This window comes from Azospirillum agricola, assembly GCF_020005195.1.
Lineage (GTDB): Bacteria > Pseudomonadota > Alphaproteobacteria > Azospirillales > Azospirillaceae > Azospirillum > Azospirillum agricola.
Genome location: NZ_JAIFZR010000001.1, coordinates 314,775 through 330,944 on the forward strand (window position 1 = coordinate 314,775; position 16,170 = coordinate 330,944).

Consider the following 16,170-nt stretch of genomic DNA (forward strand, 5'->3'; position numbering starts at 1 on the left):
CCTCTCCCCGTCACTTGAAGTCCAGCGGCAGGGGCGCGTCGTCGAGATCGCTGCCCAGCCCCTTGAACTGCTCCTCGACCTGCGTCCGGTCGAGCTTCACCGCCGCCGCCTTGTAGTGCATCACCATCTGCGGGAAGGCGATGACCAGCGCGACCATGATCAGCTGGATGACAACGAACGGCACGGCGCCCCAGTAGATCTGGCTGGTCAGCACGGGTTCCGTCCGCTTCTTCGTCACCCGGTCGATGTAGGGCAGCTTGGGCGCCACCGACCGCAGGAAGAACAGCGAGAAGCCGAAGGGCGGGTGCATGAAGCTGGTCTGCATGTTCACCGCCAGGATGACGCCGAACCACACCAGATCGATGCCCAGCCGGTCCGCCGCCGGGGCCAGCAGCGGGATGACGATGAAGGCCAGCTCGAAGAAGTCGAGGAAGAAGGCCAGCAGGAAGACCATCACGCTGACCGCGACCAGGAAGCCGGTCTGGCCGCCGGGCAGCGACACCATCAGCTCCTCGACCCAGACATGGCCGTTGACGCCGTAGAAGGTCAGCGAGAAGACCCGCGCGCCGATCAGGATGAACAGCACGAAGGAGGCGAGCTTGGCCGTCGAGTAGGTCGCCTGCCGCACGAGGTCGAGCGTCAGCCGCTTCTTCATGGCGGCCAGCGCCATCGCCCCGACCGCCCCCATGGCGCCGCCCTCGGTCGGGGTGGCCAGCCCGATGAAGATGGTGCCGAGCACCAGGAAGATCAGCGCCAGCGGCGGCACCATGACGAAGGTCACCTGCTCGGCCATGCGCGAGATCAGGCGCAGGCCGGTGGCGCGCTCGACCAGCGCGGCGACCAGGGCGTAGAGCGCGCCGGCCGCCACCGCGTCGCCCAGTAGAGCCGCCGCGGTCCAGCCGTTGGCGGTCAGCCAGACCGCGCCACCGACCAGCAGCGCCGCGACGACCAGCGTGGCGGCCAGCCGGCGGGCGCCGAGGAAACGGTTGAACACCGCCGACAGGAAGGCGACGGTCACCGCGACCGACAGCAGCAGCACGACGAAGTCGGCGCCGGCCTTCACCTCGGTCCGACCCATCACCCAATAGGCGACCGCGCCGGAGAAGACGGCCAGCACGCCCAGGTTCCAGATGCCGCGCGCGCCGCTCGGCTCGCGGTAGGCGATGGCCTCCAGCGGCAGGCCGGGGGCGGCCTTGGGCCAGACCATCGACACGAGGAAGACGTAGCCGGCGTAGAGGGACGACAGCAGCAGGCCGGGCAGGAAGGCGCCCTCGTACATGTCGCCGACCGAGCGGCCGAGCTGGTCGGCCATGACGATCAGCACCAGCGAGGGCGGGATGATCTGGGCCAGCGTGCCCGACGCGGCGATGATGCCGGACGCCAGCCGGCGGTCGTAGCCGTAGCGCAGCATGATCGGCAGCGAGATCAGCCCCATCGAGATGACCGAGGCCGCCACCACGCCGGTGGTCGCCGCCAAGAGCGCGCCGACGAAGATGACCGCGTAGGCGAGGCCGCCGCGGATGGTGCCGAAGAGCTGGCCGATCGTCTCCAGCAGATCCTCGGCCATGCCGGAGCGCTCCAGCACCAGCCCCATGAAGGTGAAGAAGGGGACGGCGAGCAGCACGTCGTTGTTCATGGTGCCGTAGACGCGTTCCGGCAGCGCCTGGAACAGGTCGGGGCGGAACAGGCCCAGCTCGATGCCGATCAGCCCGAAGATCAGCCCGTTGGCGGCCAGCGCGAAGGCGACCGGGTAGCCCAGCAGCAGCAGGACGACCAGGGTGGCGAACATGATCGGCGCCATGTTGTGGCCGACCCAGCCGCGCCAGCCCTCATGCTCGGCCAGCGCGCCGGCACCCGGCACCGGCAGGACGTAGAGCGCCACCGCCACGGCGATCAGCAGAAGCGCCGAGACGACCGACAGCCGGACCGTCTTCGGCGACAGGGAGGGGGAGGTCGAGGTCATGGCGGCACTCAGGGCTTGGGAGAGGCAAGGTGGGCGCCGTCTTGCGGGGCGGCGTTCGGGGCGGCGGCGAGCAGGCGTTCGGCCTCCGCCTCGGCGGCGGCCTGGTGCCCGCCGGCCCGCGCGTTGGGATCCTCCAGCCGGCCACTCATGATGGCGATCCGCTTGACCAGCTCCGACAGGCCCTGGATGAACAGTACGGTGAAGCCCAGCGGAATCAGCAGCTTGGCCGGCCATTGCGGCAGGCCGCCGGCGTTCATCGACTGCTCCTCGATGGCGTAGGAGGCGAAGAAGAAGGGCCAGGAGGTGACCAGCATCACCAAGCTGAAGGGCAGCAGGAAGGCGACATGCCCCAGCACGTCGATGCCGTCGCGCGCGCGCTTGGACAGGGCCGCGTTGACGATGTCGATGCGGATGTGCTCGTCGTCCTTCAGGGTCCAGGGCGAGCAGAGCAGGAACACCGCCGCGAACAGCACCCATTGCAGCTCCAGCCAGGAGTTGGAGCTGGTGTCGAACAGCTTGCGGACGACCGCGTTGACCGCCGACACCAGGATCGCCAGCAGGATCAGCCAGGAGATCCCCTTGCCAATGCGGGCGTTGACCGCGTCGACGACGCGGCTGACGGAAATCAGGAACGACAAGGGGCCAGCCCTCCCAACAGAGACCCGGTCGCGGGGGAAGGCGGGACCGGCGTACCGGCCCCGCCTCCGCCCGGCGACGTCCGATCAGCGGCGCGACAGACGCAGCACGGCGTTGTCGTAGGCGTAATCCGACGCCTGAAGCCACAGGTTGGAGTCGTTCTGGAACTTGCGGTAGCTCTCGTAGAACTTCTTGAAGCCGGCGTTCTTGTCCGACAGCTCGTCGTACAGATCGAGCGCCGCCTTGTGGCTGGCCTGCATGACGTCCTGCGGGAAGGCACGCAGCTTGGCGCCCTTCTCCACCACCCGCTTCAGCGCCGCCGGATTGAGCACGTCGTAGCGCGCCACGCTGTCGACGTTGGCCAGCGCCGCCGCCGCGGTCAGCGCCGCCTGGTAATGCTTGGGCAGCCCTTCCCAGCGCTTGGTGTTGATGAAGAAATGCTGGAGCGAGGTGCCGTCCCACCAGCCGGGGTAGTAGTAGTTGGGAGCGATCTTGTAGAGACCGAGCTTCTCGTCGTCGTAGGGGCCGTTGAACTCGGCGGCGTCGATGGTGCCGCGCTCCAGCGCCGGGTAGATGTCGCCACCGCTGACCTGCTGGGCGATGACGCCGAGCTTGGACAGGATCTGGCCGCCCAGCCCGGAGATGCGAAACTTCAGGCCCTTCATGTCCTCGATGGACTTGATCTCCTTGCGGAACCAACCGCCCATCTGCGAGCCGGTGTTGCCGCCGGCCAGGGCCTTCAGGTTGTAGCCGGCGTAGAACTCCTCCAGCAGCTTGCCGCCCTCGCCGTGGTAGAACCAGGCGTTCTGCTGGCGGGTGTTGAGGCCGAAGGGCAGGCAGCAGCCGAACGCGAAGGCCGGGTCCTTGCCGACATAGTAGTAGGACGCGGTGTGGCACATCTCCACCGTGTCGTTGCTGGCGGCGTCGAGCGCCTGGAGCGCCGGAACGACCTCGCCGGCGGCGAAAACCTGGATCTGGAACTTGCCGTCGGTGGCCTCGGCGACGTTCTTGGCCAGCACCTCGGCGCTGCCGTAGAGAACCTCGATGTTCTTCGGGAAGCTCGACACGCAGCGCCAGCGGATGGTCGGCTCCGACTGCGCGATGGCCGGGGCGGCCAGGGTCGAGGCGCCGGCGGCGACGGCGGCACCCTTGAAGAATTGACGACGCTTCATGGTTGTATCCTCCCGGAAATCTTGTTGTGCGGAGGCGGCACCGGGCTTTCTACCCGTCCAGCCCCGAGATCGAAAAGACATGATGCGCCGGACCCGAGACCGGGTGACGCTCTGTTCCTGACCATTCCCTGACGGGTGCCGCGCCTCCATTCCGCAGAGCGGGATTCCGGTTCCGTATCTCTGCGGATGTCCGGGGTTTTTTCTGGGTTTCCGCCCGGAGGCGATGCCGTAACCCTGACAGTGAAGCAGCGCGCTGCCCAGCGGAATGGCTTTCGGGCGCATACCAGCCATAAGCGCCACAAGCGATCAGGGACACGGATTGTTTTTGAAAACCCCTTACGGCCAGCGGCCCGCAAGAACCGTTTGCTATGCCCACAATGAATATCTGTTACAGGCACGCCACGCGATCCGCCGCGCCGACCCCGACGCTACTCTGACACCGCCTGGGCACACCCCCTGCCCTGCCGAATCCCTTTCCTCACACGCGACGGACGTTCATTCGCATGACCGGTGTGCGCCATGTCTAGGCTGTCTTCCCCGCTCAACGCCGCCGGGGCCGCCTATCTCGAAGCGCTGCACGAGCGCTTCCGCGACGACCCCGCCTCCGTCGACGTCAGTTGGCGCGCCGTCTTCCAGGTGCTGGAGGAGTTGGGCGCCGCCCCGTCCGGCGGCGATCCCGCCGCGCCGGCGCGCGAGGAGATCCGGCAGCGCGGCCACCTCTCCGCCGATCTCGACCCGCTCGGCCGGGCACCCCGTTCCGACGCCCCGGCGGGCGGGGATGCGGAGACCGCCCGGCTGCGCCGCCTCTACCAGGGCACGCTGACGCTGGAGACCGCCCACATCGACGACCCGGCCCTGCGCGGCTGGCTGCGCGACGCCTACGAGCGGCCGGACGCGGCCTCGCCTGCGGCCCGGCAGCGCGCCCTCGCCCTGCTGACGGCGGCCGAGGAGTTCGAGCGGCTGCTCGGAATCCGCTACCCGACCAAGAAGCGCTTCGGGGCGGAGGGGATGGAGACGCTGATCCCCCTGCTCGATCGCGTGCTGGCCGCCGCCTCGGCGGCCGGGGTGGATGAGGTGCAGGTCGGCACCATGCACCGCGGCCGGCTGAGCCTGATGGCCAACGCGCTCGGCAAGCCGCTGGTCGAGCTGTTCGCCGGCATCAAGGGGATGCACCCCTTCCAGTCAGACCCGCCGGTCCCGGCCGACGTGCCCTACCACATGGGGGTGGAGAGCCAGCTCACCTTCGGCGAGCGCTCGCTGGCGCTGACCCTGTCGCCCAACCCGTCGCATCTGGAGGCGATCAACCCGGTCACGCTGGGCCGCGCGCGGGCGCGCCAGGATGTGGCTGGTGATCCGAAGCGGGTGCTCTGCGTGCTGCTGCACACCGACGCCAGCGTGATCGGCCAGGGCAGCGTCGCCGAGGCGCTGCAACTGTCCGGCGTCGCCGGCTTCAGCGTCGCCGGCACCATCCACGTCATCGTCAACAACCAGATCGGCTTCACCACCGATCCCGACGAGGCGCGGACCTCGCGCCACTGCACCGGCTTGTGGAAAGCGGTGGACAGCCCGATCCTGCACGTCAACGCCGACGATCCCGACGCCGCCCTGCGCGCCGCCGACCTCGCCGTCGCCTTCCGGCAGGCTCATGGCCGCGACGCGGTGATCGATCTCGTCGGCTACCGCCGCAACGGCCACAACGAGATCGACGAGCCGCGCTTCACCCAGCCGGTGGAATACCGGGCGATCGACGCCCATCCGCCGGTCCGCGCCCTCTACGCCAAGCGGCTGGCCGAAGCCGGTCTGGTGGCGCCCGAGGCGGCCGAGGCGCTGGCGGCGGAGCACAAGGCGCGTTTCCAGGAAGCGTTGGCGGCGGCGGCCGACCACCGGCCGAACCATGACGGCTTCCCCAGCGGGCGCTGGGCGCCCTTCGCGCCGACCGGCGCCGCGCCGGCCGAGCCCGACACCGGAATCGCCGCCGACCGGCTGCGCGCCCTGCTCGGCGCGCTCGCCCACATCCCCGACGGGCTGGCCATCGACCGCAAGGTCGAGCGCGTCGTCCGCCAGCGCGCCGAGGAGCCCGTGGTCTGGGCGACCGGCGAGGCTCTGGCCTTCGCCACCCTGCTGGCCGAGGGCACGCCGGTGCGGCTGACCGGGCAGGACGTGGTGCGCGGCGCCTTCTCCCACCGGCATTTCGCGCTGACGGACACGGGCAGCGGCCGGCGCCACGTCAGCCTGAACCATCTCGGGGTCGAGCAGGCCCGCTTCGACGTCGCCAACAGCCCGCTGTCGGAATACGCCGTGCTCGGCTTCGAATACGGCTACAGCCTGGAGCGGCCCGACGCGCTGGTCGTCTGGGAGGCACAGTTCGGCGACTTCGCCAACGGCGCCCAGATCATGATCGACCAGTTCATCGCCAGCGCCGAGGACAAGTGGCGCCAGCCCTCCGGCCTCGTCCTGCTGCTGCCACACGGGCTGGAGGGCCAGGGGCCGGAGCATTCCTCCGCCCGGCCGGAGCGCTTCCTGCAACTGGCGGCGCGCGACAATCTGCGGATCGCCCACCCCTCGACCCCGGCCAACTATTTCCACCTGCTGCGGCGGCAGATGCACCGGCGCGACCGCAAGCCGCTGGTGGTGCTCAGCCCGAAGACGCTGCTGCGCCTGCCCGCCGCCGTGTCGGCGCTCGACGCGTTCGCCCCCGGCACCGGCTTCCGCCCGGTCATCGCGACGGCCGGCGAGCAGGCCAGCCGCATCCTGCTGTGCAGCGGCAAGCTGGCCTACGAGCTGGAGCGCGAGCGCGAAGCGCTGGGGGCCGAGGAGGTCGCCGTCGTCCGGCTGGAAATGCTGTACCCTCTGCCGGAGGCCGAGCTGTCCGCCCTGTTCCGCCGCTGGCCGGAGGCGTCCTGCGTCTGGGTGCAGGAGGAGCCGCGCAACCTCGGCGCCTGGACCTGGCTCGACCGCCGGCTGGAGGCGTTGCGCGCGGCGGCCGGAGCGGCCGACCCGACCGTCGCCTGCGTGGCGCGGCCGGAAGCGGCCTCCCCCGCCGGCAGCTTCCACGGCGACCACGAATCCGACCAGCGCCGGCTGGTCGAGCGGGCCTTCGCCGGAGTGACGACGGCCGCGAAGGCGGCGGCGGCGGAATGAGGCGTACAAGCGCTCGTTTAGCCCCTCTCCCTGAGGGAGAGGGGTTGGGGTGAGGGGGCGCAAGTTTCCGCCTGCGGCGGATACCCCTCATCCCAACCCGCGCACCCATCGGACGCCTCTGGCGTCCTCCGGGATGCGCCCCGCAAGGGGAGAAGGGCTTAAGGGCGCTGTGCGCGGACAGGAATGACGGAAGAGGCCAAGCTTCACAGCCTCCGGTGCAATTCCGTCGTGAAGACCCAACGAGGAAACGAAGGCAAAGCCATGAACACCAGCGTGACCGACACCCCGTCCCTGCTGCTTCCCGACCTGCTGGCCGCGACCGCCTCGGCGCTCGACGCGGTGGCCCGGCTGCGCGAGGCGGCCGAGCGGGGGGTGGCCGCCCTGGTGGCCCCCGACGGCGCGCCCGACGCGGCGCTGCTCGACCGCCACCAGATGGCGGCGCACGGCTTCGCCTGGGTCGCCACCTACGCCGAGGCGCTGCGCCAGATGCGGGGCTGGGCCGAGCGGCTCGACCGCGCCGGCCGGCTGGGCGAGCTTGAGTCCGCCATCCTCCAGGCCGCCTTCGGCGAGTATCTGGCCCAGCTCGACGGCGGCCTCGCCATGAGCCAGGGCGAGATCGTCCGCCCGGCCGATTTCGGCCTGACCGACGAGGACCGCGCCGCCTTCCGCAGCGAGGCCGTGCGCCGGCTGATCGCGGCCGGCAACGCGTCGGCCCTGCGGCTGCGCATCGCCGAGGGGCTGGCCGACGCGCTGCACGGCGGCGGCTTCGGCGAATTGGCGCTGGAGGACGAGGCGCTCGGCATGGTGCGCGACCAGTTCCGCCGCTTCGTCGCCGACGCGGTCGAGCCGCACGCCCACGAGTGGCACCTGAAGGACGAGCTGATCCCGCTGGACGTCGTCGGCCGCATGGCGGAGATGGGCGTCTTCGGCCTGACCATCCCGGAGGAGGACGGCGGGCTCGGCATGGGCAAGCTCGCCATGTGCGTGGTGACGGAGGAGCTGTCGCGCGGCTACATCGGCGTCGGCTCGCTCGGCACCCGCGCGGAGATCGCCGCCGAGCTGATCCGGCTGGGCGGCACCCCGGCGCAGAAGCAGCAGTGGCTGCCGCGCATCGCGTCCGGCGAGATCCTGCCGACCGCCGTCTTCACCGAGCCCAACACCGGCTCCGACCTCGGCTCGCTGCGCACCCGCGCGGTGCTGGACGGCGACGTCTACCGCGTCACCGGCAACAAGACCTGGATCACCCACGGCAGCCGGTCCGACCTGATGACGCTGATGGTCCGCACCGACCCCGACGCCCCCGGCTACCGCGGCCTGTCCATGCTGCTGGCCGAGAAGCCGCGCGGCACCGACGAAAACCCCTTCCCGGCCGAGGGCATGACCGGCGGCGAGATCCCGGTGCTGGGCTATCGCGGCATGAAGGAGTACGAGATCGGCTTCGACGGCTTCGCCGTTCCCGCCGCCAACCTGCTGGGCGGGGTCGAGGGCCAGGGCTTCAAGCAGCTGATGGCGACCTTCGAATCCGCCCGCGTGCAGACCGCCGCCCGCGCCGTCGGCGTCGCGCAGAACGCCCTGGAACTGGCCCTCCGCTACGCCCAGGAGCGCGTCCAGTTCGGCAAGCCGCTGACCGCCTTCCCGCGCGTCGCCGGCAAGCTGGCCTGGATGGCGGTGGAGACGATGATCGCCCGCCAGCTCACCTATTTCGCCGCGCGCGAGAAGGACAGCGACCGCCGCTGCGACATCGAGGCCGGCATGGCCAAGCTGCTCGCCGCCCGCGTCGCCTGGTCGAACGCCGACAACGCCGTGCAGATCCACGGCGGCAACGGCTATGCGTTGGAATACCCGGTCAGCCGCGTGCTGTGCGACGCCCGCATCCTGAACATCTTCGAGGGCGCCGCCGAGATCCAGGCGCAGGTCGTGGCGCGCGGTCTCCTGTCCCGGCGCAACTGATCCCAGGGGGCAACGGACCTCCCGGCGCGACCGGCCCGCCGGGACATTGCTTGTCACATATCCGCGTATTCGCTATCCGGAAGGGAAAGGCGAGGGCGAGGGCGGATTCCCATGGAACTTCTGGAACTGCGGTATTTCGTGCAGGTTGCCGACCTCGGCAGCTTCTCCAAGGCGTCGGTCAAGCTGGGCATCACCCAGCCGGCGCTGAGCCGTCAGGTCCAAAAGCTGGAGCATGAGCTGCGCACCAGCCTGTTCTACCGCCATGGGCGCGGCGTCTCGCTGACCCAGCCGGGGCGCAAGCTCTACGACGTCGCTCGCCATCTGCTCGGCGCCCTTGCCGAGATCAAGGAGGAGATCCAGGACCAATCCGAACGCCTGACCGGCAGCGTGACCCTGGGCCTCCCCCCGTCGATCTGCGCGACGCTCGGCGCCCCGCTCGCCCGGCGCTTCCACGAAAGCTATCCCGACGCGACGCTGCGCATCCACGAGGTGTTCAGCGGCACCCTGCTGGAATGGGTGGAGGGTGGCCGGCTCGACCTCGCCGTGCTCTACGACGCCCGGCGCGGGCGCAGCATGCTGTCCTCGCCGCTGCTGGTCGAGAATCTGATGCTGATCCAGTCCGCGAAGGATGCGGGCGAGGCGGCCGACGACGACGGGCCGGTGCCGGTCGCCATGCTGGGCGACCTGCGGCTGGTTCTGCCGGGGCTTGAGAACGGGCTGCGCCGGGTCGTCGACGCCGCCGTGCGCCGCGCCGAGATCGACCTCCAGGTCGACATGGAGATCAACTCCGTCACCGCCATCAAGCAGCTGGTCGAGGAAGGGATCGGATCGACCATCCTGCCCTTCGGCGCCGTCCACCGCGAGGTGCGGCAGGGCCGGCTGATCGCCCGCGAGATCGGCTCCAAGGACATGCACGCCATGCTCGTCACCGCGACGCCGCTGCACCAGCCGGTGTCGAAGGCGACGCGCGCGCTGCTGCGCCTGATTCACGCCGAGGTGGCGAAATGCGTGGCGAACGGCGTGCTGAAGGGCAAGGTCGTCGCCCATGGCGGTGCGCCGGAACCCGCCTCCTGACGCCGGTGCGGGGGATTCCGGTGCGGGGATTTGCTGATAGCAGCTATGACGGATGGTCCATAGCACGAGCGAATGCGGGCCGATAGCCTCCCCCCATCACCGATAATCCTTTGGGGAGGAACGAGAATGACCAAGCGCCTGGACGGCAAGGTCGCCCTGATCACCGGCGCCGCGCAGGGGCTCGGGCTCGCGATGGCCGAGACCTTCGTGCGCGAGGGCGCCCGCGTCGCCGTCGTCGACATCAACGGCGACGCCGCCCGGTCGGTCGCCGAAAGCCTGGGCGAAAACGCCGTCGGCATCGCCGCCAACGTGACCCGCGCCGCCGACGTCGAGATGACCGTCGCGGCGACGGTGGAGAGGTTCGGCCGGCTCGACATCCTGGTGAACAACGCCGGCTCGACCCACGCCAACGGCCCCTTCGAGGACGTGACCGAGGAGGAGTTCGACCGCGTCTTCGCGCTGAACGTCAAGTCGATCTACCTCTATTCCAAGGCGGTCGTCGCGCAGATGCGGGCCCAGCAGTCGGGCGTGATCCTCAACCTCGGTTCCACCGCCGGCCTGCGGCCGCGTCCGGGGCTGGTCTGGTACAACGCGACCAAGGGGGCGGTGCACAACATCACCAAGTCGCTGGCGCTGGAGCTGGCGCCCGACCGCATCCGCGTCTGCGCGCTGGCCCCGGTCGCCACCGAGACGCCGCTGCTCGCCACCTTCATGGGCGGGGACACGCCGGAGAAGCGCGCCCGGATGCTCGGCATCGTGCCGCTCGGCCGCCTCGGCAAGCCGAGCGACGTCGCCAACGCGGCGCTCTACCTCGCCTCCGACGAGGCGGAGTTCCTGACCGGCGTGGTGCTGGAGATCGACGGCGGGCGGTGCGTGTGAGGGGGATGATTTCTCCCACCAGCCATTATCCCACTTCGGCCCTTGTGTAAGCGCTCGTTTAAGCCCCTCTCCCCTTGCGGGAGAGGGGCTCAGAATTGAGTGCCCCCGGCCTCGAACACGGACCACCCCCATGCCCCAGCTCCTGTCCGACCTGCGCGTCGTGGAAATCTCCGCCTTCGTCGCCGCGCCGCTCGGCGGCATGACGTTGGCCCAGCTCGGGGCCGACGTGATCCGCATCGATCCCATCGGCGGCAACATCGATTACCGCCGCTGGCCGGTCTCCCCGGCCGGGACCAGCCTCTACTGGACCGCGCTGAACAAGGCCAAGCGCTCGGTGACTCTGGCGCTCGACAAGCCGGAAGGGCGCGAGATCGCCCAAGCCATCATCACGGCGCCGGGCGAGGATGCCGGCATCCTGCTGACCAACCTGCCGGCCAGCGGCTGGATGAGCCACGAGGCGCTGTCGGCGGCGCGCGTGGACCTGATCATGCTGCGGCTGACCGGCAACCCGGACGGCTCGGCGGCGATCGACTACACGATCAACTGCGCCGGCGGCTTCCCGATGGCGACCGGGCGCGGCGGCGAGCCGGTCAACCATGTGCTGCCGGCCTGGGACATCGCCGCCGGCCTCTACCTGACCACCGGCCTGCTCGCCGCCGAACGCCACCGCCGCCGCACCGGCCAGGGGCAGGAGGTGACGGTGGCGCTCGCCGACGTGATGCTGGCGACCATCGGCAACCTCGGCTATCTCGCCGACGTGCGAGTGAACAGCGCCGTCCGTCCGCCGATCGGCAACGACCTGTACGGCGCCTTCGGCCGCGACTTCCCGACCTCAGACGGCCGCCGGGCGATGATCGTCGCCATCTCCAACCGCCAGTGGCGGGCGATCGGCAAGGCGACCGGGTTGGCCGACAGGCTGGCGATGATCGGCCCGCTGATGGGCGTGGACATGGAGGACGAGGGCGGACGCTTCCTGGCGCGCGACGCCATCTCCGCCGTGCTCGCCCCCTGGTTCGCCGCCCGGACCCTGGCCGAGGTCGAGGCCGCTTTCGCCGGATCGGGCGTGCTGTGGGGACCCTACCGCGACTTCGGCCAGCTCGTCGCCGAGGATCCGCGCTGCTCCACCGTCAACCCGCTGTTCCGCGAGATCGAGCAGCCGGAGGTCGGCCGGCTGATGGTGCCCGGATCGCCGCTGAGCTTCCCGGCGCTGGGCGAGCGAACCGACCACCGCCCGGCGCCCCGGCTGGGCCAGGACACCGACGCGGTTCTGGGCGACCTGCTCGGGCTGTCCGCCGCCGAGATTGGGCGGCTGCACGATTCCGGCGTGGTGGCCTGAAGCACCGATCCCGTCAGGGCCGGCCGCGCCGCAAGCCGGGGACGAGCGGCATGGGGTACGCTTCCTCCCCCGCCAGCGCCTCGGCCGCCGTGCGGACCGGCGAGACGCAGGTGTCGCCACCAAAGGCGGTCATCCAGTCCGCCGCCGTCCGCGTGAGCAGCCGCTCGGCCACCGCCCGGCGGGTCGCGGCGGGGTCGCGGGAATCGTCGCGCAGCGCCTCCGGCAGTTCGATGATCCGGCAGACATTGTCCCAGAATTTCGGCTCCAGCGCCGCCACCGCCAGCCGGCGCCCGTCGGCCGTCGGATAGACCGCGTAGCGGGCGGAACCGCCGGTCAGCCCGCCCATGCCGGCCGGGGTGAGCGCGCCGAAGGCGTCCAGCGTCGGCCGGTGCGGGAAGGCGAAGACCCGCACCATCGTCGCCATGGCGATGTCGAGGTGACGGCCCCGCCCGGTCGTCTGCCGCTCCCACAGCGCCAGCAGGATGTTGACGAGCGCCGGCATGGTCCCGCCACCGATGTCGGCGGCCAGGACCGGCGGCGGTTCCGCCACGGCGTCGGCCGGCGCTCCCGGCGGCGGCTCGGCCAGCAGCCCGGCGGCGGCGACGTAGTTGAGATCGTGCCCGGCGTCGCCGGCCGCCGGCCCCTCCTGCCCGTAGCCGGTGATCGAGCAATAGACGAGGCGCGGATTCCAGCCCGACACGGTGGCGTAGCCGAAGCCGAGCCGGGCCATCACCCCCGGCCGGAACTGCTCGATCAGCACGTCGGCGCCCTCCAGCGCGCGGCGCAGCTCGGCCCGCCCCCCGTCGCTCTTGAGGTCGAGCCGCACCACCCGCTTGCCCCGGTTGAGCAGGGCGTGCGCCGCCCCGCCCCAGACCGGGCCGGCCGGCAGGCCGAACACGCCGTCGCCGCCGGGCGGCTCGATCTTCAGCACCTCGGCCCCGGCCTCCGCCAGGGTCTCGGCGGCGAGCGGGCCGGGCAGCAGGCTGCTGAGATCCACCACCCGGATGCCGGCCAGCGGGCCGGCGCCCGGCTGGCCCGCAAGGGCAGGATCGGCGAGGGAACGGTCGGTCATGACGGTTCCTAGAGGCCGGAGGCCAGCGCCGCGCGCGTCTCGCGATACTCGCGGATCAGCCGCTCGCAGAGTTGTGCGGCGGGCAGGATGTCGTTGATCGACCCCACCCCCTGCCCGGCCGACCAGACGTCCTTCCAGACCTTGGCCTCGCTGCCCATGTCGAGCTTGGCGTGCCCGGTCAGGTTGTCGGGGTCGAGGCCGGCGCGCACGATGCTGGGCGTCAGGAAATTGGCGTTCACCCCGCTGATCGCCGCCGTGTAGAGGATGTCCTTGGCGGTCGATTCCAGGATCATCCGCTTGTGCTCCTCGTTCACCATGGCCTCGTCGGTGGCGAGGAAGCGGGTGCCGAGATAGGCGAGGTCGGCGCCGAGCGCCCGCGCCGCTGCGATGTGGGCGCCGGTCGAGATGGCGCCGGCCAGCACGATGGTGCCGTCGAAGATCGCGCGGATTTCCGGCACCAGCGCGAAGGGGCTCAGCGTCCCGGCATGGCCGCCGGCGCCCGCGCACACCGCGATGATGCCATCGACCCCGGCCTCCGCCGCCTTCTCGGCGTGGCGGCGGCCGATGACGTCGTGGAAGACGACGCCGCCGTAGGAATGCACCGCGTCCACCACCTCCCGCACCGCGCCCAGGGAGGTGATGACCAGCGGCACCTTGTGCTTGACGGTCATCGCCAGATCGTCGTTCAGACGCGCGTTGGACTTGTGGACGATCAGGTTCACGCCGAAGGGGGCCGCCGAGTCCTGCGCGCCCAACCGTTCCCGGATCTCGAACAGCCAGTCCTCGTAGCCGGCGGTGCTGCGCTGGTTCAGCGTCGGGAAGGTCCCGATCAGGCCCGACCGGCAGGTTTCGACGACGAGGTCGGGGCCGGAGGACAGGAACATCGGCGAGACGATCGCGGGCAGCTTCAGTCCCGTCGACAGTTGGGCAGGCACCGGCATGGACGCTCCTTCGGACAGGGTTGGCCCGTGTCAGCGTCACGGGCGTCGTCGTTGGCGTTCACAATTGTCGAGGGAGCGAACCGATGCAAGCCGCTTTCGCGGGGGCGCGGCCCGTCACCGTGGGACCTGCCGGAGAAGCCGGAAAAATGCCGGCGCGCGCGAGGCGGCCGGCGGACCGGATGTCGTGTCTGAAACAGCCCCGTGGAGCCGGTCACCCGGCGTCGGCCGGCCCCTCGTCGCCGTCCAGCGCGTCCTGGCCCGGCGGCGGGGAGCCCGCGACCGCCACGGCGCCTGGAAGCGCGCCGGGAGTCACCACGGCGAAGCTCGATCCGTCGCTCTTGGGCCGGGCCAGCGCCAGCGGCGACCCGACCACCAGGAAATGGATGGTCTCGGCGATGTTGGTCGCGTGGTCGCCGATGCGCTCCAGGTTCTTCGCCATGAACAGCAGGTGGGTGCAGGGCGTGATGTTGCGCGGATCCTCCATCATGTAGGTCAGGACCTCGCGGAACAGGCTGGTGTAGAGGTCGTCCAGCTCCTCGTCGCGCTCCCACGCCGCGACGGCCTTGTCAACGTCGCGCTCGATGTAGGCGTCGAGCACCTCCTTCATGATGGTCTCGACCAGCCGGCCCATGCGCGGGATCCCCACGGCGGGCCGCACCACCGGCACCTGCGCCAGCGCCAGCGACCGCTTGGCGATGTTGGCGGCGTAGTCGCCGATGCGCTCCAGGTCGGCGGCGATCTTCAGCGACGAGACGATCTCGCGCAGGTCCTGCGCCATCGGCTGGCGCAGGGCCAGCAGCCGCACCGCCTCGGCGTCGATGTCGCGCTCGTAGGCGTCGAGCCGGGCGTCGGCCTGCATCACCTGCGAGGCCAGCCCGACGTCGCGCCGGGCGACCGCCTTGACCGCGGCCTCGACCTGGGCCTCGGCGACGCCGCCCATCTGGGTGACGAGGTTGCCCAGCCGCTGAAGCTCCTGCGCGAAGGAGCGGACGATGTGTTCAGAGCCCATGATCCGCCGCGATGCCTTCAATCCGTTCGCACGCAACCGGGCACGCGGCCCTCCCGGCCCCGCACGCGATGGCGCAGAATAGCCGCCGCCGGTGACGCGCCGGTTGCAGCAATATTTCAATATCGTGACACGGCATGGGCCGATGCTGGCCGTGACAAGCTTTTTATTACACGCAAGGGGTTTGAAGTGGGCGGGTAACTTCGCTAAAGGGATAGGAAGGATTTTATCGTTCGACCGGAACGCTCCGCGCCGAACACCGAACCGGGAGGCCGACCACCATGTCCGTCGCGTTCCAGACGCCCGCCCAGGCGCTTGCCGCCCTGCTGCTGCTCGGGGCATCGCCCGCCCTCGCCAACGCGCCCGCCGCCCAGGCCGGCGCCCAGCCGGCGGCGCTGGTCGAGGACGTTTCCGACGGCGTGGCCGGGGTCCAGCCGATGGACTACCTCAGCGCCGGCCAGACCGTGACGCTGGCCGCCGGCCAGACCCTGACGCTGAGCTACCTCGATTCCTGCGTCAACGAGACGATCACCGGCGGCGGCGTCACCGTCGGCGCCCGCGAATCGACGGTGTCGGGCGGCAAGATCGACCGCCACACCCTGCCCTGCGACGGCGGCAAGCTGCTGCTGTCCGCCAACGAGGCCGGCAAGGCCGGGGTGACCGTGTTCCGCAGCGCCCCCATCAACCTGCCGGGCGCGGCACCGCCCAAGCCCAAGCCCGACCTGACCCTCTACAAGACCCGGCCGATTCTGCTCCTGGCCGCCCCCGGCCCGGTCACCTTCGAGCGGCTGGACCAGACGGGAAGCGCCCCCGTCACGGTCGACGTGCCCGGCACCACGCTGGACACCGCCAAGAGCGACACGGCGCTGGTCCCCGGCGGCCTCTACAAGGTCGCGGCCGGATCCAAGTCCTACGTCGTGAAGATCGACCCCCAGGCCAAGGACGAGGCGGGGCCGGCGCTCGGCCGTCTGATCCGCTTCTGATCGCGGCCGGCTGGCGA

Annotated in this window: 12 protein-coding genes; 6 read left to right on the forward strand and 6 right to left on the reverse strand. The window is 70.7% G+C overall.

The features are described 5' to 3' along the window. Positions 1-10: 10 nt before the first annotated feature. From JN22_RS01285 to JN22_RS01295, 3 genes are all read right to left on the reverse strand, one after another. On the reverse strand, positions 11-1,801 hold the full coding sequence (locus tag JN22_RS01285) for a TRAP transporter large permease (RefSeq protein ID WP_085552468.1): 1,791 nt from the start codon (positions 1,799-1,801) through the stop codon (positions 11-13). 170 nt (positions 1,802-1,971) lie between these two features. Further along, positions 1,972-2,601 carry a TRAP transporter small permease subunit gene (locus JN22_RS01290; protein ID WP_085552176.1) on the reverse strand — a complete coding sequence of 210 codons (630 nt, stop codon included), beginning with the start codon at positions 2,599-2,601 and terminating at the stop codon, positions 1,972-1,974. Positions 2,602-2,685: 84 nt separating this feature from the next. Beyond that, positions 2,686-3,771: a TRAP transporter substrate-binding protein gene (locus JN22_RS01295; RefSeq protein ID WP_085552177.1), complete on the reverse strand. Its 1,086-nt coding sequence runs from the start codon at positions 3,769-3,771 to the stop codon at positions 2,686-2,688. 519 nt (positions 3,772-4,290) lie between these two features. Here JN22_RS01295 and JN22_RS01300 point away from each other — a divergent pair. The 5 genes from JN22_RS01300 (at position 4,291) to JN22_RS01320 (ending at position 12,151) form a co-directional block, all read left to right on the forward strand. Then, positions 4,291-6,912 (forward strand): 2-oxoglutarate dehydrogenase E1 component, encoded by a 2,622-nt coding sequence (locus JN22_RS01300; RefSeq protein ID WP_085552178.1) that lies wholly within the window; start codon positions 4,291-4,293, stop codon positions 6,910-6,912. Positions 6,913-7,173: 261 nt separating this feature from the next. After that, positions 7,174-8,862 carry an acyl-CoA dehydrogenase family protein gene (locus tag JN22_RS01305; protein WP_085552179.1) on the forward strand — a complete coding sequence of 563 codons (1,689 nt, stop codon included), beginning with the start codon at positions 7,174-7,176 and terminating at the stop codon, positions 8,860-8,862. A gap of 111 nt (positions 8,863-8,973) precedes the next feature. Continuing rightward, the gene (locus JN22_RS01310) at positions 8,974-9,936 is read left to right on the forward strand and encodes a LysR family transcriptional regulator (protein WP_085552180.1); all 963 of its coding nucleotides are present in this window, start codon (positions 8,974-8,976) and stop codon (positions 9,934-9,936) included. Between the two features lie 126 nt (positions 9,937-10,062). Further along, entirely contained in the window at positions 10,063-10,815 is a 753-nt protein-coding gene (locus tag JN22_RS01315; RefSeq protein ID WP_085552181.1) for a glucose 1-dehydrogenase, read from the forward strand. Positions 10,816-10,945: 130 nt separating this feature from the next. Beyond that, positions 10,946-12,151, forward strand: coding sequence for a CoA transferase (locus JN22_RS01320; RefSeq protein WP_085552182.1), 1,206 nt, complete (start codon positions 10,946-10,948; stop codon positions 12,149-12,151). Positions 12,152-12,164: 13 nt separating this feature from the next. Here the strand turns inward: JN22_RS01320 and JN22_RS01325 are convergent, their stop codons facing one another. From JN22_RS01325 to phoU, 3 genes are all read right to left on the reverse strand, one after another. Further along, the gene (locus JN22_RS01325) at positions 12,165-13,223 is read right to left on the reverse strand and encodes a CaiB/BaiF CoA transferase family protein (protein WP_085552183.1); all 1,059 of its coding nucleotides are present in this window, start codon (positions 13,221-13,223) and stop codon (positions 12,165-12,167) included. Between the two features lie 8 nt (positions 13,224-13,231). After that, complete coding sequence (locus JN22_RS01330; RefSeq protein WP_085552184.1) at positions 13,232-14,164, reverse strand: NAD(P)H-dependent flavin oxidoreductase; 933 nt, start codon at positions 14,162-14,164, stop codon at positions 13,232-13,234. A gap of 211 nt (positions 14,165-14,375) precedes the next feature. Then, complete coding sequence (phoU, locus tag JN22_RS01335) at positions 14,376-15,173, reverse strand: phosphate signaling complex protein PhoU (protein WP_085552185.1); 798 nt, start codon at positions 15,171-15,173, stop codon at positions 14,376-14,378. A gap of 278 nt (positions 15,174-15,451) precedes the next feature. Between phoU and JN22_RS01340 the strand changes: the two genes are divergently transcribed. Then, entirely contained in the window at positions 15,452-16,153 is a 702-nt protein-coding gene (locus tag JN22_RS01340; RefSeq protein WP_085552186.1) for a hypothetical protein, read from the forward strand. The last annotated feature ends 17 nt before the right edge of the window (positions 16,154-16,170 follow it).